Source organism: Pseudomonas sp. GM48 (assembly GCF_000282335.1).
Classification (GTDB): domain Bacteria; phylum Pseudomonadota; class Gammaproteobacteria; order Pseudomonadales; family Pseudomonadaceae; genus Aquipseudomonas.
Window position 1 is genome coordinate 1 of the sequence record NZ_AKJM01000021.1, and the last position, 18,302, is coordinate 18,302.

Here is an 18,302-nt window from a genome sequence, read left to right on the forward strand (position 1 = left end):
CCGGCAGCCCCAGCCGGTGATTTTCCAGGCTGGCACTTCCGAGGCCGGGCGCAATTTCGCCGCGGAAAATGCCGATGCGATATTCGTCAGTCCCGAGGGTTTCGCGGATGCACTCGCCTACGCTCAGGATCTGAAAGAACGCGCCAGTGACTTCGGTCGCGATCCGCAGAAACTGTCGATCCTGCCAGGCATCCGCCCGATCGTTGGTCGCGATGAAGCCGAAGTGGAAAGCCGCTATCAACAAGCCGTGGACCTGGTGACGATCGAAGACGCAATCGTCGCCCTCGGCCGGCCCTTCAATGACCATGACTTCAGCCAATACCCACTGGATGCACCGTTCCCTGAGTTGGGCGATTTGGGGTCTAACAGCCAAAAAGGCGGATCCGACCGGATCAAGCAGCTTGCTCGGGATGAAGGCCTGACCTTGCGTGAAGTCGCCCTGCGCTTCTCAAGGCCTCGTCGCGATTTTGTGGGTACGCCTGAGCAGGTCGCCGACGCGCTTCAGAAATGGTTCGAGGAAGGGGCGGCAGACGGTTTCATCATCAACTCGTTGTTACCGGATGGCCTGCAATATTTCACCGAGCTGGTGGTACCGGTTCTGCAACAGCGTGGCCTGTTCCGCGACGAATACGGCGGCAGCACCCTGCGCGACAACTTCGGCTTGCAAGTGCCGGCCAACCGTCACGCGCACAACGCCCTCAAGGCTCGGGAAGAAAGCGAGGCACTGGCATGAGTGAATCCCTCAACCCGTTGCCGGGGCAAACCCCCGTGCAGCTCTTCATCTGACAAGAGCCTGACCATGACGAAAAAGATCACACAGGGACAGTTCAATCGTCGCGGCTTTCTTACGGCAAGCTCGATTGCCCTCGGCGCGTTGGGGCTGTCCTCACTGGGACTGGCCTCTCGAGCGTTCGCCCAAACGACCAGCCTCTCGGACTTGACCCTGGGCGTCGCCACCTATCGCGGCCAGGATTCGTACTTCACCGATGACGCCGGCACCTCCACGCGCCCGTATAAAGTCGATTACGCGGAATTTTCCGGTGGCAACCTGATCGTCGAGGCACTGGCGTCGGGCAGCCTGGACATTGGTTCAATGAGTGAGATCCCGCCGATCTTCTCGATCCAAAGTCACCGTCAACCGAGACTGATCGCAGTGCTGCAAGGCGACGTGAACAACCAGGTGTTCCTGATCCCCAAGGACTCGAACATCGAGTCGGTCGGACAGTTGCGCGGCAAGCGGGTCGGCTATGTGCGCTCCACCACCTCGCACTACTTCCTGATCAAGGCACTGAAAGAACAAGGCCTGACCATGAAGGATGTCACCGCGGTGGCACTCACGCCCCAGGACGGTTTCAGCGCGTTCCAGAGCGGGCAGCTCGATGCCTGGGTGATTTACGGCGTATTCATCCAGTTGGCGAAGTTCCGCAGTGGAGCCCGCGTACTGAAAACCGCGCTGGGGTATTTGTCCGGCAACTACCTGATCGCCGCGCGTCCCGCCGCGCTGGAAGACCCGCTGCGCAAGCAGGCCATTCAGGACTATCTGCAACGACAAGCGCGCACACTGGAGTGGATCAACAACAACCCCGAACCCTGGGCCGCCAAATCAGCGCAACTGTTGGGTGTCGATAAAACCGTGTTCCTCGACATGTACAACAACCGCAGCCAGGCCTCGAGAATCATCGAAGTGAACGATCAGGCCATCGCCTCGCAGCAAGAAGTGGCAGACCTGTTCTTCGACGCGGGAGTGTTGAGCGAACGGCTCGATGTCAGCCCACTTTGGGACCGTCAGTTCAAGCTGCTTCCGCTATGAACCGGCTCCCCCCCTTTTTGATCGAGTGAAATCACCATGAGTCTTTCTTCCCAACATCCGCCCGTGCTGCGCTCGGTCGAAGTAGACAATTTCGAGGCCTTGCTTGAAGGCATCAGCGAACAACTGAGTGCCACTGCCCATGTTTATGACGAGAGCGGCGCCTTCCCCCATGACAACTTCAAGCTGTTGCATGAGCACGACCTGGTTGCGTTGACCGTGCCCAAAGCCCTGGGCGGTGGCGGCGCGAACCTGGCACAGGCGCGCAAAGCCATCAGTGCAATCGCCAAAGGCGAGCCTTCGACGGCGTTGATCCTGGTGATGCAGTACCTGCAGCACTCGCGCCTGCAAGACAATCGGAACTGGCCCGAAGCGTTGCGCTTGCAAGTGGCCCGGGACGCCGTCCAGCAGGGCGCACTGATCAACGCTTTGCGGGTCGAACCCGACCTTGGCACCCCCGCGCGCGGCGGTCTGCCGGTGACCGTCGCAAGACGCACTTCGGCTGGCTGGCGGATCAGTGGGCGAAAAATCTACTCCACCGGCAGCCATGGTCTGACCTGGTTCAGCGTCTGGGCGCGCAGCAGCGATGAGGACCCGCAGGTCGGTGCCTGGCTGGTGCACAAGGACACCCCGGGCATCAGCATCATCGAGGACTGGGATCATCTGGGCATGCGCGCCACTTGCAGCCATGAGGTGGTGTTCGACAACGTGCTGGTGCCGCTGGATCACGCGGTCAGCGTCAGCCGCTGGAGCGCGCCACAACCCGAACTCGATGGCGATGGTTTTCTGTGGATGTCGGTGTTGCTGTCATCGGTCTACGACGGCGTTGCCCAGGCCGCCCGCGACTGGTTGGTGCAATGGTTGGAAACCCGAGCGCCGTCCAACCTCGGCGCAGCGTTATCGACCCTGCCGCGCTTTCAGGAAACCGTCGGCCACATCGACACATTGCTGTTCGCCAACCGCAGTTTGCTCGATGCCGCCGCCGAGGGCCACACGCCGGCCAGCAACGCGGCTCAGCTGAAATACCTGGTGACCGGCAATGCGATTCGTGCCGTCGAGTTGGCCATCGAGGCGTCCGGTAATCCGGGCCTGTCACGTAATCATCCGCTGCAACGGCATTACCGCGACGTGCTGTGCAGCCGCGTCCACACCCCGCAAAACGACGCCATCCTGCAAGGCGTCGGCAAAACCGTATTCGCCCGGCGCCAGCCCCCATCCCAGTCCAAGGAACACCCATGAGCCAGCTTGTCATCGCCAGCCAACTGGATGAAGACTTCAATGAAGTGATCCGCCATCGTCTCAGTCAAACCCATCCCGAGGCCCGCGTCATCGGCGTGCCGGCCGGAGTGCCCAGCGACCTGCCGGCGGAAGTCGGCATCCTGCTGGCGCGGCCAATCAATGTGCGAGGCTATCAGGCCCCGGACACACCGCCACCCGGCTGGCCCTATGGACTGCAATGGATTCAAGTGGTGTCCTCGGGCATCGATTTCTACCCGCAATGGCTGTTCAACGGCCCGCCGGTGAGCACCTCACGGGGCAGCGCCGCCGAAAACATCGCCGAATTCGCCCTGGCTACGATCTTCGCCGCAGCCAAGCACCTGCCGGACATTTGGGTGCATGACTCGCAATGGAGTTTCACGGCACTGACGCCGCTCAAGGGCAGCACTCTGGGAATCCTTGGTTTTGGCGCCATTGGTCGCAGCCTGGCGACCAAGGCCCGCGCCCTGGGCATCAATGTGCTTGCGCTGCGGCAGAGTCAGACGCCGTTCGAGGTTGAAGACGTCGAAGCGGCGCGGGATATCCATGAGCTGCTTGCGCGTTCCGATCATCTGGTGCTGGCTGCACCGTTAACCGACGCCACTCGGCATATCGTCGACAGCGCCGTACTCGCCAGCGCCAAGCCTGGCTTGCACCTGATCAACATCGCCCGGGGTGGCCTGCTCGACCATCAAGCGTTGCTGGACGCGCTGGACACCGGACGCATCGGTCTGGCATCGCTGGACGTCACCGAGCCCGAACCCTTGCCGGACGGTCACCCGCTCTACGCCCATCCACTAGTGCGCCTCTCGCCCCACACCTCGGCGATTTCCAGCAACAGTCGCCATGAAATCGCCGACAGTTTCCTGGCAAACCTCGAACGTTTCCTCAGTGGTCTGCCACTGGAGAACCAAGCCAACGTTCAACGCGGGTATTAATAGCAGCGCCTTTCAGTTAAACCCAATCATTGTGGGAGCGGGCCTGCTCGCGAAGAGGGTGTGTCAGTCGACATTTATGTTGCCTGGTACACCGCTTTCGCGAGCAAGCCCGCTCCCACATTGGATTGTGAATGGCTACCGGATACAACATCAGCATTACGCATTTACATAAAATATATAATGTTTGCTTTTTATAATTAACTTATAACCAATCGGACTTTTACAGCGGCTACTTATATAAATATTGTTACAACCATCACCGACCCCTGACCAGGTGGAGGCCCACGGAACTACCGCTTTTCCGGCCGACACCACTCCACGGTCAACCGCTGCACCCAAACCGGAACCCGGCTCAAGCCACGCCGCCATGGTCTTCAGACAACGGCCCCGGCGACGCTTTGCCGAAAAACCGAAAACGCCAACCAGGAGCACTTTTATGGCATTCACTCGCAGGGAACTGATTTCCCGCATTGCCGCCGTCGGTGGCTATTCCGCTGCTGTCAGCGCCCTCGGTGCGCTGGGGCTGACGCCTCAGGCCGTGGCATCGACTTTCAATTCGCTACAATTGGGCAGCAGTGGCAAAGGCAAGCATGTGGTGGTGGTCGGTGCCGGTATTTCCGGTCTGGTCAGCGCCTATGAACTGCGCAAGGCTGGATTTACCGTGACCATTCTCGAAGCCCGCGAACGGGTGGGCGGACGCAACTGGACGTTGCGTCGGGGCAGCAAAATCAATTTCGACGATGGTGTCAGCCAGACCGTCGACTTCGATGACGGGCAGTTTTTCAATGCCGGTCCCGCACGCATCCCCAGCCACCACCAGACCATCCTCGGTTACTGCCGCGAGTTGGGCGTGGAGCTCCAAGTGCTGGTCAACAGCAGCCGTAACGCACTGGCCTTGCCGGACCCGAAACAACCGGCGTTCCAGTTGCGCCAGGCAGTCAACGATACCCGTGGTCAATTGTCCGAACTGCTGGCGCGGACCGTCAGCCGCAAAGCTTTGGACCAGGACTTGACCGCCGACGACCGTCAGGCGCTGCTGAATTTCCTCAAGGTCTATGGCGACCTCAACGCCGACTTCCAATACAAAGGCTCGGTGCGCTCGGGGTATACACGAGTGCCCGGTGCTGGTGATCAGACCGGCATCACCCGCGCACCGCTGGAACTGCAAACCCTGCTCAACCCGAAACTTTGGGGGGCGCTGGTGTTCGATGAAATTCCGGAGTTCTCCTCGACCATGTTCCAGCCGGTCGGCGGCATGGACCGGATTCCCTATGCGTTCTTTGAGAAACTCAAGGACGCGGTGCGCTTCAATGCCGAGGTCAGCGACATCCAGACCTCCGAGCAAGACAGCCGCATCACCTACCGCGATCGCAAGACCGGCGCCACTCAGACCCTGACCGCCGATTACGCCATCGTTACAGTACCCCTGCCGTTGCTGGCCAAGCTGCCGAGCAACTTCAGCAAGCCGTTCAAGCAAGCGATCCTAAGCGCGCAAAGCGATCAGGCGAACAAGATCGCCTGGCAGTCGCCACGGTTCTGGGAAACCAACTTCAACATCTACGGCGGACTCTCTTACCTCGACCATGAAGTCAAAGGTCTGTGGTACCCCAGCGATCGCCTCAACAGCGCCCAGGGCATTCTGGTCGCCGCCTACAACACCAGCGAATCAGCCCAGGCCTTCAGTAAGAAATCACTCGCCGAACAGTTCGCCTCGTCCCGGCAAGCCGTGGAACTGCTGCACCCCGGGCACAGCGCCAAGCTGCAAAAACCGGTGGCCATCAACTGGACCAAGGTGCCGTTCAGCAAAGGCCCGTGGATCGTCAACGACGAGGTGGGCGAAAGCGCCTACCAGATTCTCAATGAACCGCAGGGTCGCACGTATCTGGCCAGCGATGCCCTGGCCCATGGCGGCGTCGGTATCTGGCAGAACAGCGCCGCCGACTCGGCGCGGCGCATCGTTTCGTTGATCGGCCGGCATGCCGAACGCAACCAACCGGGCGTTGCCGCCTGACTCACTCAATAAAAGGACTGAACGATGAAAACCATCACTTTGCTGACAGGACTGCTCATGACCGCAACCGCACTCGGCAGCCACGCCGACGAGATCAAACGCGTCGCCCTGCCCAACTCGAATTTTCCGATCTCGCTGGCGGTGTCGGTGCCGGCACAAACCGAGCTGCTGTTCGTCAGTGGTCTACTGGCCGATCTGCACGACCCGAAAGCGCCGAAGGATTCCTTCGCCGCCTACGGCGACACCGCGACCCAGACCACCTCGATCATCAACAAACTCAAGGGCGTATTGGAGGGCCAGGGTCTGGGGCTCGGCGATGTGATTCAGTTGAGGGTATTCCTGGTGGGTGATCCAGCCAAGGGCGGCAAGCTGGATTTTACCGGACTGCAAGAAGGCTATACGCCGTTCTTCGGCAGCGCCGCGCAGCCGAACAAACCGGCACGCACCGCCATTCAGGTGGTGGCCCTGCCGCTGCCCGGCGGCCTGGTCGAAATCGAAGCCGTCGCCGCTCGCAAGAAGTGACACGGAATTCACCCACCATTCAGGAGTTTCACCTTCATGGTCAACTGCCCGGCGTGCCGAACGGTGTCTTCCTATCGTCCTTTGTTAGTACCGTAGTCTATTGCCTGCGGCCTCGCCTCGTTCAGCCTCGAGGCCGCTGAAACCTGCTAACCAACCCTCAATACGGTGGTGGTCACAAGCAACTGTGGCGCGGAGCAACGCTCCGTGACCAGCAGCCCGACACCTATCGGACGTGATGACCGACGAACAACTGCGCTTGTTCGGTAAACCGATCAGGCTGGAGGCGCTTAGTAAATTTACTTCCACCTTCAACCTGTCTGATCGCGCGGGCAGCCTACATCATCACCTCGTTACTGCACGTCCACGACCAGCTTGCCAACAGCAGTGCCGTCTTCTTGGGCATGATGCGCGTCATTGGCATCGGAGAAGATGAAGTGACGAGGGTCTAGCAAAGGCTTTAACTTGCCGGCCTCGACCAACTCCGTCGCACGACCGAGTATTTCGCCGTGGTGTGCTCGGCCCAGGCCGCTGAGCATCGGGCGCAGTACGAAGACGCCGGACAGTGTCGCGCACCGCAGTGAACCGGGTGCCAGGTTATGCGTACCAAACGCCGCACAACTGACGACATGGCCATAGGGACGAACAGCGAGCATTGAGTCGTCTAGTGACTGGCCACCGACGGTGTCATAGACGATGTCAAAACCCTGACCATCGGTATGTAGGCTCACATAGTCCTGTACAACGCTGGTGCGGTAGTCGATGAAGGTAGCGCCGAGCGATTCCACGATGGCTTGCTTGCCAGCCGAAGCGGTGGCAAAGACTTCAGCTCCATGGGAGCGAGCGATCTGCACCGCCATGTGCCCCACACCACCAGCGCCACCTTGAACCAGAATGCGTTGATCCTTCTGCACTCTGGCGGCATCAACCAGCCCTTCCCAAGCGGTCAGGAATACCAGGGGCATGGCGGCAGCCTCGCGCATGCCGAGATTCCTAGGCTTGAGCGCCAGCAAATTCGCATCGACTGCCACATACTCGGCGAGCGAACCCGGCAGGCCCCGCACGCCGCCGGTGAGTCCATAAACTTCATCGCCCTCATTGAAAGCGGTCACGTCTTCACCCACAGTCTCGACCACACCGGCGAGGTCTGTCCCCAGAATGGCAGGCAGTTCGGGCATCGCATAGGGAGCGGCGCCAGTGCGAATCTTGTAGTCAATCGGATTGACACCGCTGGCTAGCACGCGCACCAGTACTTGTCCTCTACCTGCAACAGGCCGTTCAACCTGCCTCTCGATGAACTCCGCGCCGTAGTGCTCCAGCACCAAAGCTCGCATTGTGTGTCGGGTACGCATTCGTTTCTCCAAATCAAAATTTGTAGAGGGTTAAGAGCGGTCGTGATTGCCCTTGAGGCTATGCTCGATCCCCAGTCGTGATGTGTCGCACCGGGCGGACACTGAAAAAGCGCAGCTACCTTTGCAACGAGCTTTGGAAGCAGCTCGCACGGTATCCCCACTCAGGAATGGTCCACCGTTCGGCTTGATGGTGTTATGGCGGCTACTGATTCTTTGATCTGTAACGCGGTGGCAGCACTGGGATCATGTGTTTTCCTCCGGCTGATGCTTGCTCAGGTATTTGGACCTCAATCAGTTCAATCAATAGATCACCAAGGTAATGATGCAACCAGACCTGCACGACTGATGACACTAGAAAACCCGAGCGAAAAATCAACTCGGGCCATCGCGGTTCGAATGCAGAGCACGCCTCATTGCGCAAAATGCGCATTAGAAACTTGAAATGAGGATCTGGTGCTAGCAGTGGTTACAGCAATATGGGCGTAGGTCCCTTCATCACGCTAATGAGATTTAGAGAGCGGCTTTCAAAATCTGTCGACTTACATCCAGCGTCACGTCCTGATGCTCACCGAGCTGAGTCATTCCATGGGCGCTCAGCTTCTCAATGACCGCCTCTATGGCCTCCTCTCCCAAACCGTAGTCGACGAGGCGGGTGGGAATTTCCAAGTTCAGAAAGAATGCACGCGTACGCTGAATAACCTTGTCGATACGCTCGCTTTCATTTCCCATGGTGATACCCCATACACGATCCGCATACTGCAGCAGCTTCTCTTTTTTGGCTTCACGTCGGACTTGCAGGTTTGCAGGCAAAAGCACTGCCAGGGTCCGGGCGTGATCAATCCCATACAGTGCTGTCAGCTCGTGTCCAATCATGTGAGTGGACCAATCCTGCGGCACTCCCACACCAATCAGTCCATTCAACGCCAGCGTCGCAATCCACATGAGATTTGCTCGGACATCATAGTCATCAAGCTCGAGATCTTTCTTCGCGCCAATCTCGATAAGTTCCTGAAGAAGACCTTCGGAGAAACGATCCTGAGCGGCCCCTGCTGCAGGATAGGTCAGGTATTGCTCCACAACGTGAGTGAACGCATCAGCAATACCATTCGCGACTTGGCGAGGGGGTAAACTGAGGGTCGTTGTGGGGTCGAGCACAGAGAACCTAGGGAAGGTGAGCTCACTGCGAAAATCCAATTTTGACTGAGTTTCCTTACGAGTGATGACAGCACCACTGTTCATTTCTGAACCCGTTGCAGGCAGTGTCAGCACACTTCCGAACGGCAAGGCCGTGGTGATCTGCGCACCGTGAGTCTCCAGGATTTGCCAGGGATCACCTTTGTAATTCACCGCTGCGGCAACAAACTTTGTGCCATCGATGACCGAGCCCCCTCCCACCGCCAGCAGGAAGTCTCTCCGACTGTCACGCACTTGTGTAACAGCCTCCATCAACGTCTCAAACGTAGGATTCGCTTCGATCCCACGAAACTCTTGTACATCGCGCGAACCGAGAGCCGCTCGCACCTTTTTCAACGTACCATTTTTCTCCGCACTTGCGCCCCCCAGCAGTACAAGCACACGTGCGTCTTTGGGTACCAGCGAATCAAGTTGCTCGATGGCATTGCGACCAAAAGCGATTCGAGTGGGGTTGTAAAAGTTAAAATCCATCATACAGAACCTATTTGACCGGTCGTCTAGTAAAATTCAAAAAAAGAACGTTTATTGCATCAAGCGAGATGCCGACATCGGCTGAGTTGCCAATACTTGCACCCGCTATCCATCGGTCAGTTCCCGAACTGGTGGTAAACCTTGGCGATCACTTTCCAAACACCACCGACTTTGAGCAGCGTGACATAGTCGTTGTAGTCGGCGCCGATCGAGTCGTTCTCTAGATCGACCCGTACCACTGCTGTAGTTGGGGTGATCGCCAGCACGTCAATTTGAGCAACAACGTCGGGAGCCTTGCCATTTTGACGCAGGAAATCATAGAAGGTCTGGACGCCGCCGCCTGACACCTCGCCGTCCGCTACACCGAAATAGACCGCCTGTTCATGAAAGGCTTCGGCACATGTTTCAGCGCTGCCAATTCGGATGCCATCGACATACTTCTGCACGGTAGCCACCACATCTTGGTAGTCATAGGTAGGGACGGTTTTGAGATTCTTAGTCATATGTTTTCATCCAGATGAGAGAGGCCCCGAGGCATCCCGGTTCAACAAAGACCTGCGTCCGTTGAAGCAGGGTTGGGTATGCACAGCTTTCAATGGTCACAAAGCCTAGCTGGCTGACATCATCGTGACCTGTTGCAGTTCGACGCGACGGGGCATATCCGACGTGAAAGCGACGATCTCGGCCGCATTCCGCAGTTGCAAGAACTCGTTGGTGTCGCCCGCGCTCTTGAATCATTCCTGGGTTCGATGACCCGTGACATTACCGGTTACGCGCGTCTCAGCTGACGTCGGCCGCCCCCTGCTCCGTAAGCAGTGTCGTAACCGACCCCCGATGATGTCCTCGACCATTACTTGCAGACGATCAGTACGCCGTGCCAGCAGCGCTGGCCGTTCCGCTGAACCAACAGGTGGGCAAACGCCTCACCGAGCCCACCTGTTGGCTCGAAAAGTCAATATATGTAGCGATCACTAACTATTTCATTTATTGTATAGTAACCACTACACATAGTGTCAAGAGACTTTAAAGCTAGAGCGTAATGAGACCATGCCAAACACCGGATCATCCCCCTCCCTTCCACGTAGCAAAGGACGCCCGCGTGGTTTTGACCGCACCGAAGCGTTGACCCGCGCGCTGGATGTATTCTGGCGCCGGGGGTACGAGCCGGCGTCGGTAGCAGAACTGTGCTCGGCGATGGGTATCAATCCCCCCAGTCTGTACGCCGCGTTTGGCAACAAGGCCAAACTGTTTCTGGAAGCGGTGGACTTCTACGAGCACACCTACTGGGAAGCCACTTGGGCGCGCCTGGGAACGGAGCCCGATGTACACCAGGCAGTCAAGCGGTTCTTCAAGGAAGCTGCCGGCATCCTGCTATCGCCCGATGCACCTTGCGGCTGCCTGGTGGTACTGGCCGCGATCAATATTTCTCCAGAGTCCACCGAAGTCTCTGAAGCCATCTTGAAGCTTCGTCAACTGGGCAAAAAACTCTTCAGCCAGAGACTCAAGCAAGGCGTTAAGGATGGCCAGCTTCCGGAGAAGACCGACGTCAAGTCCCTGGCCGCAACACTCAATACCCTGCTCGAAGGTATGTCCATCCAGGCGCGGGACGGATTGACCCAAGCGGAGATGGTACGGATCGCAGCGAACGCGGCCAGGCTGCTGCCGGTGTGCCCGACAGTTACACCTGCGCCCTAACCGGCAATGCTGGCTTCGGAATGACCACCACGTCCGCCTTTTCGGACTGAAACCAAAGTAGCCATGCCCACGCCCCCCCCAATTTCTATGCATTCAACTCCGAGTGCAGAACAGATACGCAGGTACTTCACAGTTGTTGAGTCCTGCTTAGATGAGATGAGATATGAACCAGAACACGGACACCCTACTAAGCCCGCTAACTATGAAAGGCCGGAACCTTCGCAACCGCCTGGTCGTGGCCCCCATGACACGCATCAGCGCGACAGAGGATGGCGCAGCCACCGATATCATGGCGCGCTACTATGAGCGCTTCGCACGTGGCGGCTTTGGCCTGGTCATCACCGAAGGCATTTATACCGACCAGACATACTCTCAAGGCTACCCCTATCAGCCCGGTATGAGTGACGAGGCTCAGGCAAAATCCTGGCGGTCAGTGGTCGAGCGCCTACATGCCCATGGCAGCAAAACCATTGCGCAAATCATGCACTCAGGCGCGCTAAGCCAGGGCAATCGCTTCCGCGAAGGCACGGCTGCCCCCTCTGCGGTTCAGCCGATCGGAGAGCAACTGGGCATCTACTATGGCCAGGGCCCTTACCCACTTCCCCGTGCATTGACCGACGAACAGATTGTCGATGTGATTGCGGGCTTCGCCCAAGCAGCAAAGCGTGCCGTGGCCACTGCGGGCTTTGATGGCATCGAGCTTCATGCCGCCAATGGTTATCTACTCGATCAATTTCTGTCCGCTCCAAGCAATCTACGTGACGATCGCTGGGGCGGAGACGTTCGCCAGCGCATGACGCTGATACGGGAGGCGATTCATGCCGTACGGGATGCGATAGGTAAAGACAGCTTGCTGGGCGTACGCGTTTCACAGGGCAAGGTCAATGATCACAGTGCCCGCTGGCCAGGTGGCCTGGCTGACGCTGAAGGAGTATTCGGCACGCTGGCCGACAGTGGCGTGGACTTCATCCACACCACTGACTACAAGGCCTGGCAGCCTGCATTCTCCGAAGCTACAGAGAGTCTTGCCTCTGCGGCGCGCCGGTTTGCGCCGGGCGTAGCCATCATTGCCAATGGAGACCTACACCAGTTCGACAGAGCTCGACAGCTTCTCGCAGACTCGGCTGACCTCGTTGCCATTGGCAAGGCAGCGCTAGCCAATCCTGACCTACCACAGAGACTGGCTAACGGTCAGCCACTCAACGAGTTTTCATCCGAGATGCTCACGCCGATTGCCAACATCAAAGAAGCGGAAGTGTTGGGGAATTAGCAGAGTTCGGGCCAGATATACGAAGAGTTGGGCGAGGCGCCATGCCTCAGCCCAACACCGGTTGCCAATGAATGCCTTTAGCTAGGTGACAAAAATCCAAGGTGTCGTCGAGCCCGGACAAACGGGAGGCTAGGCACTCACATCAAACTGATGACGCGGAAGCTTCGTTTTCGGTTTCTCGCTGTAACACCGTGGCTGATCCTGACCTAAATGGACGCTGCGGCGTGCAGCAACATGCGAACCATTGGCCTGATTCTTTCGGATGGCAACAGCACTTGATGGTGTGCATCTAAACGCCCATGCCCCCCCCTACCAAGCCGCAATGACATTGCGGCCAGACCTGGCAGGGAACTCACGGTTTTGTTTGGATACGCATCAAACAACTGCCCATTTACTTATTGCTGGCCAATCCTGTTTAGGGCACGCAGCACCAGATCATGGTGCTTTTTTACCCCCCGCTCAGCTTCATCGTCTTTCGGGCAACGCCAATGAACAGTGCAAACTGCCAAGGTGGTTTCGCTTGATGAAATGGAAAACAGCTCAATGTTCGCACGGTACACACCTGGAGCTGTATCGTAGCGGAGCACAAAGCCTAGCGAGTGATCAAGATCTGAGAATGCGATCAGTTGTTCTTGCAATGGCTCGCCTTCCAATGAGATCCGTGAGACGTCTCCGACCCGACGCTGTCGCGCCCCTGTTGCAGAAGCACCGCTGTCGCTTGTCAGCCAGTCACTACTTGATGCAAGGGTGCGAACACTTGCCCACGCCTTTTCCAGCGGTAATTTGAGCTCGACTATGGAATACACGTTGGCTGGCGCATGCCCCTGCCAGCGGACTGTGTTTTCCGGCGTTCGGGCTCCGGCGAGCTGAGCGTCAAGTGATGCGAGCCCGGATGCAAAAACCTGTTCAGAAAGAATAGGACCGAAACGCCCTGCATCTTCGGGCGCCTCATCGAAAGTCGAACGCCAAATCGCCAGCGTGTGATCGACCTCTGTGAGCGCCTTGAGCTCCAGTGTCCCCACATAGTTGAAAACGGGCAGCGGCGGTGTCTCGAAGTTGTAAGAAACACGGTACTGATTGTCGTCTAGAACGAGCAGGCGCTCGCGCCCAACGGCGCCACTGTCTAGTGTCACCGACCGGATGCATCCGACGAGATCGGGCGGTAAGCCATCCTCAATATGACTTTCAACAATCGCGGGGTTCCAACGCGGCAGCCCATTGAAATCGCGCACGACTTCCCAAACCGCTTCAATCGGAGCCCGGATGATTCTGCTTGCAAACGCTTTTGCCATTTTCTCTTACCTTAGCTAACAATCTCACGAAACCTCAGCACTCGAAAGGAGCTGAGCTATGGTGGCCTGACTTTTGAAGATCGAGAGGATTTAGCGATTCAATCCATCAGCGTCATAGTGATGGAAGACCTTGGTGAGGATCTTCCAGCTGCCGTTGTCCTTGACGAGCAGGAACATGTCGCTGTATCGGGCACCATTCCAGTTATCCGACTCGATACGCGCAAAGGCCACCTGGTTCTGCACTTCGATGTTGGTGATATGCGCGTTCAGATCCGGCGCCGCCGGGTGACTGTCGATGTACTCAAACAAACCCTTGATTGGACCACCCTCAACAGACTCTCCGGGTCCGCCATACATGACGGCGCTGGCATGAAATGCAGGTTTCATGACCGAACTTTTACCCTGACGCCCCCCTTCGATGTAGAGCCCAATTGCCTTTTCGATGGCCTCATACTCGTTGATGTCCACTGCAACACTCGCAGTCTGCATGCCCGAAAGTGAGGGTGAGGCATTGGCCGGCGCAGCGCTGGCGGCAGACGCCAGGGAAGCCAATAAGACAGAGCCCAAGAGGGTGCTATGGAATTTCATGACAATCTCCTAAATGAGAGGGCAGGATTAGTAAAAGAACACGAAAGCAATTCGTAATCGCCTGATGAAACAGTAAAAATTCGCCAAGATAGCTGTAGCTCTTAGCTACGCGGTGATGAGCAACTGAATCTCACCTAGAGACGAATCGATCCCCCACAACGAGCGCCTATCACAGATACGTAGCGCAAGCCTACCCACTGATATATTTGTGTAGTGATCGATAAACAAAAATATATTGTAGTGATCGATACAGTTTGTCAACTGCGTTTACTGAGGCGGATTTACATAAAATTCTGATGGGCCCTTGGGCTGCTTTCGAGAGGTGCTGACAAACAGAGCAGGCAGACGATTACGCGCGAATTGCGTGTTTTCAATCCCCGCTGTGGTAACGCGCTGGGGGGTCGGCGAACAAATCCAAAGAGGTGGTCATTTCTGTTTGGCCGACCTGGAGAAAGTGGCCGTCCCGGCGACTATGGAATCGCCAGGAGTGACACGGGCAGCCGCCCTTGCGGCAGACCTGCTGCTGGTGACAAAAGCCTCGTCAGAATCAAGCGAGCCCCAATGCTGACACTACATTCGCAGAGAGGGAGAGAGAATTCACGCCTTCAGTCATCCATTTTCACAACAACACGACCTTTGACCTTGCCTTGCACAAAATCGTCGAAGGCCGTCGGCAGCGAATCGAAGTTGATGACCCGTGTAATATCCATCAAATGCGTGGGACGCAGATCAGTGGCCAGCCGATCCCAAAGGTGCTGTCTGATGGGAGTGGTGGCGTATCCAGAATCTATTCCTAGCAGACTGACTCCGCGCAGAATGAACGGGAAAACGGTTGTTTCGAGTTGTGCACTGGCGGCGTTTCCGACACTCGCCACCGTCCCCGCCTGCTTCATTGTGGCTAACAACCAATGCAGTATCGGCCCTCCTACATTGTCGATTGCCCCGGCCCATAAGCCACTTTCCAAGGGGCGTACCTGGGCATGATCAATCGTCGTGGTCAGTTTGACTTCCGCGGCGCCCAGCTTCTTCAAATAGTCCTTTTCTATGGCCTTGCGCGTTAGGGCAACCACCTCATAACCAAGCCCAGAAAGCATGTCGATCGCCAAGCTGCCGACGCCGCCCGTTGCTCCCGTGACCGCTACCGGCCCCTTTCCCGGCGCAAGGCCATTGCTCTCCATTCGCATGATGGCCAGCGCCGCAGTGTAGCCTGCACAGCCGAGTGCCATGCTTTCGAGCAACGACAGGCCGGCAGGCAGTCTCACCAGCCAATCGGCTGGAATGCGCGCCCACTGCGCGTAGCCACCATGGTGCGAAACGCCAATGTCGAAACTGTTGGCGAGAACGGCGTCTCCAGGCTTGAAGCGCTCATCCGTGCTTTCGACAACCTCCCCAGCAAGGTCGATACCCGCGACACAAGGGAAGCGCCGAATGATTTTGCCGGCCCCCGTTGCAGCAAGCGCGTCCTTGTAGTTGATACTGGAGTAGCGGACACGAATGGTGACCTCGCCCTCATCAAGCTGGGCAGGAGAAAGCTCGGTAAAACTACCCACCGTTTGACCATTGGACGATTTATCGATGACATACGCGGAGAATGAATTAGGGATCATTGCGGCTCCTTTCTCAAATCACCAGAGGAGCGAAAAGGATAGACGTTAGACCCTCTCCCGTGCGAAGCCATCGAAGAGAACGTTTCACGAAAAAGCACCAGTGATCTTTCAGGCCGCCTAGTCCCGCCCTACACCGACTCCTAGAGGTTCTTGTATGGCGTCGTAGTTGCCGGCATCAAACAGCCCCTCCTAATTCGGGTGACAGGTTTCACTCGCAACCCATTCGCTCGCGCTTCCACTCTCGGATTCCGGGGCACGCTAACAAATAAAACTTATGTCAAGATCCAAAATTTATAGCTTTTTAAATAGTTTCACCGTCTCTAAGCTGGTCACTATTCACTCAGTTCCTTGGCCGAGGCGAATGACATTTCCCAATACAGAGTACGCGATATGAAACGCATCAACGTGGCCATAACCGGATTCGGCTCGATCGGAAAACGCGTTGCAACGTTGTTGATGGCGCGCCATCAGGATTATCGCCAGCGTTTTTCTCTCGACATCCGTATCACCGGTGTTTGCGGCGCCTCAGCAGGCCTGATCGATGCGAATGGGATCTCCCGAGAGAGGCTGGAGGACCGCCATAGCTTCGTGCCTTCAGTGACCGGCCCAACATTCATCGACTGCGTACCGGCCGATGTACTCATCGAAGCCGGCCCCAGCGATTTCCGAACGGGAGGTCCGGCGCTTGCCTACATACGGACAGCGCTAAGACGCCGCATGCATGTGATCGCCATTTCCAAGGGAGCCCTGGCTCTCGACGTCGAGGGGCTGCTGAATGAGTCGCATCGACAAGGTGTATCGCTGCGGTTCAGTGGAGCGACAGCCGCGGCGCTGCCGACGATTGATCTGCTGCAATACAACCTTGCCGGATGTCGGGTAACACAGGTCGAAGCAATTTTGACCGGCACGACGAACCTGATCCTCTCCGAAATGATGGACCAGGGCTGTACTTTCGAAGAAGCTCTCCAGAACGCACAGCGGCTGGGCATTGCGGAGCCGGATCCGTCGTACGATGTGGAAGGCTGGGACACCGCCTGCAAGTTAACGATCATTGCCAACGCGATATTCAAGGCGGGGTTCAACGTGCAATCGCTGCCACGCACTGGCATTAGACACATTAGCCCCAACGATGTGCAAATCTGGAAAGCGCAAGGTCTGATGCCACGTCTGGTTGGCTTTATCAACCATTCAGGCGACGCTACCGACGGTGGCGTCGAGCTACGGCTGTTTCCACAGGATCACCCATTCACGTACGCCCATGGAAAAATGAAGGCCATTCGGGTTGTAACGGACGAGATGGGGGAGCTCTGCGTGATGGGCGGGGCTTCGGACCCATTGGCGACTGCAGCGGCGGCACTCAAGGATTTCGAGCACACGCTTGCCTCCATGCCGTGAGCCCTCTCCTAAGCACTTCCTGCATTACTCTCCAGAAGGTTGCCAACACATCTGGTTAAAGACGACCTGCTCAACGCACCCTTGATGTAACCCGCATCGGTCGACTCCCATCGACCAGCCCGTTGCGGGCTCATCCCGACACGTTGATTACCCTCCATGTAGCGGGCTTGTCTTCCCTCACTGCGCCCAAGGAAAACATGAACCTTACCGCGGAAGGCCAGACTCTGGCAGCATGGTCACGGCTGTTGCGGCGATACCCTCAAGGTCTTGTCGCGACAAGCCATCTTGGGCCTGAAGAGACATACCTTCGAGGAGTGTGTTCAAGGCGATTGCCAATGTCCTCGCATCGGTAGTTGACGGGAGCTGGCCATCTCGAATACCCCGCGCGAGTCTCTGTTGAATATAATCTCGACCCTCTTGGCGCAGAGCCTTGAGCGCATTGGTGACCTCGAACGCGCTCTCTGACACATTTACTGCAGCTAACACCACCATACAACCGCATGGTGCTTGCGGCTCGGTGAGAATTGCCGCTGCGCTATGGAAAAACTCGGTTATGGCACGGCGCAGGTCTGGCTCGCTGTCCATTCGTTCCCAAGTGGCGTCCCAGAAGCTGGCTTCGTAGTAGTTGACCGCTTCGAGGAAAAGTTGAGTCTTGTTACCGAAGGCGGCATAGAGGCTCGGCGGATTGATGCCCATGGCAACGCAAAGTTCTGCCACAGAGGCTGGTTCAAAGCCACGCTTCCAAAAAACTCCAAGCGCCTGGAGGAGTGCCTGTTCACGATCAAAGGCACGCGGACGGCCTTTGCTGCGGCGAGCAGGCAGGCTGGAGTTGGGATCAGTCATGTACAGGATGCCTCAATAATGTAGAGCTGACAGGCAGAGAACGCCGCGTCGCTTGGTCAATTG

The 18,302-nt window shown here is 57.3% G+C and carries 16 protein-coding genes and 1 pseudogene; 10 read left to right on the forward strand and 7 right to left on the reverse strand.

Annotated features, from left to right (window positions below; all coding sequences use genetic code 11):
- From PMI28_RS25665 to PMI28_RS30950, 7 genes and pseudogenes are all read left to right on the forward strand, one after another.
- The coding region (locus PMI28_RS25665) for an LLM class flavin-dependent oxidoreductase (RefSeq protein ID WP_007982310.1) at positions 1 to 733 on the forward strand (733 nt) is incomplete at its 5' end.
- Positions 734 to 799: 66 nt separating this feature from the next.
- Complete coding sequence (locus tag PMI28_RS25660; protein WP_007982311.1) at positions 800 to 1,810, forward strand: ABC transporter substrate-binding protein; 1,011 nt, start codon at positions 800 to 802, stop codon at positions 1,808 to 1,810.
- Between the two features lie 36 nt (positions 1,811 to 1,846).
- Positions 1,847 to 3,046, forward strand: coding sequence for an acyl-CoA dehydrogenase family protein (locus PMI28_RS25655; RefSeq protein WP_007982312.1), 1,200 nt, complete (start codon positions 1,847 to 1,849; stop codon positions 3,044 to 3,046).
- Positions 3,043 to 4,002: a D-isomer specific 2-hydroxyacid dehydrogenase family protein gene (locus tag PMI28_RS25650; protein WP_007982313.1), complete on the forward strand. Its 960-nt coding sequence runs from the start codon at positions 3,043 to 3,045 to the stop codon at positions 4,000 to 4,002. The genes PMI28_RS25655 and PMI28_RS25650 overlap by 4 nt, the downstream gene beginning before the upstream one ends.
- 436 nt (positions 4,003 to 4,438) lie before the next feature.
- Entirely contained in the window at positions 4,439 to 6,013 is a 1,575-nt protein-coding gene (locus PMI28_RS25645) for a flavin monoamine oxidase family protein (protein ID WP_007982314.1), read from the forward strand.
- Between the two features lie 24 nt (positions 6,014 to 6,037).
- Positions 6,038 to 6,535: a RidA family protein gene (locus PMI28_RS25640; RefSeq protein WP_007982315.1), complete on the forward strand. Its 498-nt coding sequence runs from the start codon at positions 6,038 to 6,040 to the stop codon at positions 6,533 to 6,535.
- Positions 6,536 to 6,634: 99 nt separating this feature from the next.
- Positions 6,635 to 6,866 (forward strand): annotated as a pseudogene (locus PMI28_RS30950) (hypothetical protein); the annotation flags it as partial.
- Positions 6,867 to 6,885: 19 nt separating this feature from the next.
- Here the strand turns inward: PMI28_RS30950 and PMI28_RS25635 are convergent.
- From PMI28_RS25635 to PMI28_RS25625, 3 genes are all read right to left on the reverse strand, one after another.
- On the reverse strand, positions 6,886 to 7,884 hold the full coding sequence (locus PMI28_RS25635; protein ID WP_007982316.1) for a zinc-dependent alcohol dehydrogenase family protein: 999 nt from the start codon (positions 7,882 to 7,884) through the stop codon (positions 6,886 to 6,888).
- A 510-nt stretch (positions 7,885 to 8,394) separates the two neighbouring features.
- On the reverse strand, positions 8,395 to 9,552 hold the full coding sequence (locus tag PMI28_RS25630; protein WP_033063072.1) for an iron-containing alcohol dehydrogenase: 1,158 nt from the start codon (positions 9,550 to 9,552) through the stop codon (positions 8,395 to 8,397).
- Positions 9,553 to 9,665: 113 nt separating this feature from the next.
- Positions 9,666 to 10,052: a nuclear transport factor 2 family protein gene (locus PMI28_RS25625; protein ID WP_007982318.1), complete on the reverse strand. Its 387-nt coding sequence runs from the start codon at positions 10,050 to 10,052 to the stop codon at positions 9,666 to 9,668.
- 544 nt (positions 10,053 to 10,596) lie between these two features.
- On the opposite strand from PMI28_RS25625, the gene PMI28_RS25620 reads away from it, so the two are divergent.
- Together PMI28_RS25620 and PMI28_RS25615 are read left to right on the forward strand one after the other, a co-directional pair.
- Positions 10,597 to 11,244, forward strand: a complete 648-nt coding sequence (locus tag PMI28_RS25620) for a TetR/AcrR family transcriptional regulator (RefSeq protein ID WP_007982319.1) — start codon at positions 10,597 to 10,599, stop codon at positions 11,242 to 11,244.
- A gap of 163 nt (positions 11,245 to 11,407) precedes the next feature.
- On the forward strand, positions 11,408 to 12,514 hold the full coding sequence (locus PMI28_RS25615; protein WP_007982320.1) for an oxidoreductase: 1,107 nt from the start codon (positions 11,408 to 11,410) through the stop codon (positions 12,512 to 12,514).
- Positions 12,515 to 12,909: 395 nt separating this feature from the next.
- On the opposite strand, the gene PMI28_RS25610 is transcribed toward PMI28_RS25615, so the two are convergent.
- The 3 genes from PMI28_RS25610 to PMI28_RS25605 form a co-directional block, all read right to left on the reverse strand.
- On the reverse strand, positions 12,910 to 13,806 hold the full coding sequence (locus PMI28_RS25610) for an SRPBCC family protein (protein WP_007982321.1): 897 nt from the start codon (positions 13,804 to 13,806) through the stop codon (positions 12,910 to 12,912).
- A gap of 90 nt (positions 13,807 to 13,896) precedes the next feature.
- Entirely contained in the window at positions 13,897 to 14,394 is a 498-nt protein-coding gene (locus PMI28_RS0128270; RefSeq protein ID WP_007982322.1) for a nuclear transport factor 2 family protein, read from the reverse strand.
- A gap of 605 nt (positions 14,395 to 14,999) precedes the next feature.
- The gene (locus PMI28_RS25605; RefSeq protein WP_007982323.1) at positions 15,000 to 16,001 is read right to left on the reverse strand and encodes an oxidoreductase; all 1,002 of its coding nucleotides are present in this window, start codon (positions 15,999 to 16,001) and stop codon (positions 15,000 to 15,002) included.
- A gap of 390 nt (positions 16,002 to 16,391) precedes the next feature.
- Between PMI28_RS25605 and PMI28_RS25600 the strand changes: the two genes are divergently transcribed.
- Entirely contained in the window at positions 16,392 to 17,396 is a 1,005-nt protein-coding gene (locus PMI28_RS25600) for a homoserine dehydrogenase (RefSeq protein ID WP_007982325.1), read from the forward strand.
- A gap of 204 nt (positions 17,397 to 17,600) precedes the next feature.
- Here the strand turns inward: PMI28_RS25600 and PMI28_RS25595 are convergent, their stop codons facing one another.
- Entirely contained in the window at positions 17,601 to 18,239 is a 639-nt protein-coding gene (locus PMI28_RS25595) for a TetR/AcrR family transcriptional regulator (protein ID WP_007982326.1), read from the reverse strand.
- Positions 18,240 to 18,302: the final 63 nt, after the last annotated feature.

Bases quoted from the DNA above. Each gene is read 5' to 3' on its own strand.
- PMI28_RS0128270 (WP_007982322.1), bottom strand. From the start codon at position 14,394: ATGAAATTCCATAGCACCCTCTTGGGCTCTGTCTTATTGGCTTCCCTG.
- PMI28_RS25660 (WP_007982311.1), top strand. From the start codon at position 800: ATGACGAAAAAGATCACACAGGGACAGTTCAATCGTCGCGGCTTTCTT.
- PMI28_RS25605 (WP_007982323.1), bottom strand. From the start codon at position 16,001: ATGATCCCTAATTCATTCTCCGCGTATGTCATCGATAAATCGTCCAAT.
- PMI28_RS25610 (WP_007982321.1), bottom strand. From the start codon at position 13,806: ATGGCAAAAGCGTTTGCAAGCAGAATCATCCGGGCTCCGATTGAAGCG.
- PMI28_RS25595 (WP_007982326.1), bottom strand. From the start codon at position 18,239: ATGACTGATCCCAACTCCAGCCTGCCTGCTCGCCGCAGCAAAGGCCGT.
- PMI28_RS25600 (WP_007982325.1), top strand. From the start codon at position 16,392: ATGAAACGCATCAACGTGGCCATAACCGGATTCGGCTCGATCGGAAAA.
- PMI28_RS25650 (WP_007982313.1), top strand. From the start codon at position 3,043: ATGAGCCAGCTTGTCATCGCCAGCCAACTGGATGAAGACTTCAATGAA.
- PMI28_RS25625 (WP_007982318.1), bottom strand. From the start codon at position 10,052: ATGACTAAGAATCTCAAAACCGTCCCTACCTATGACTACCAAGATGTG.
- PMI28_RS25655 (WP_007982312.1), top strand. From the start codon at position 1,847: ATGAGTCTTTCTTCCCAACATCCGCCCGTGCTGCGCTCGGTCGAAGTA.
- PMI28_RS25640 (WP_007982315.1), top strand. From the start codon at position 6,038: ATGAAAACCATCACTTTGCTGACAGGACTGCTCATGACCGCAACCGCA.
- PMI28_RS25635 (WP_007982316.1), bottom strand. From the start codon at position 7,884: ATGCGTACCCGACACACAATGCGAGCTTTGGTGCTGGAGCACTACGGC.
- PMI28_RS25615 (WP_007982320.1), top strand. From the start codon at position 11,408: ATGAACCAGAACACGGACACCCTACTAAGCCCGCTAACTATGAAAGGC.
- PMI28_RS25645 (WP_007982314.1), top strand. From the start codon at position 4,439: ATGGCATTCACTCGCAGGGAACTGATTTCCCGCATTGCCGCCGTCGGT.
- PMI28_RS25620 (WP_007982319.1), top strand. From the start codon at position 10,597: ATGCCAAACACCGGATCATCCCCCTCCCTTCCACGTAGCAAAGGACGC.
- PMI28_RS25630 (WP_033063072.1), bottom strand. From the start codon at position 9,552: ATGATGGATTTTAACTTTTACAACCCCACTCGAATCGCTTTTGGTCGC.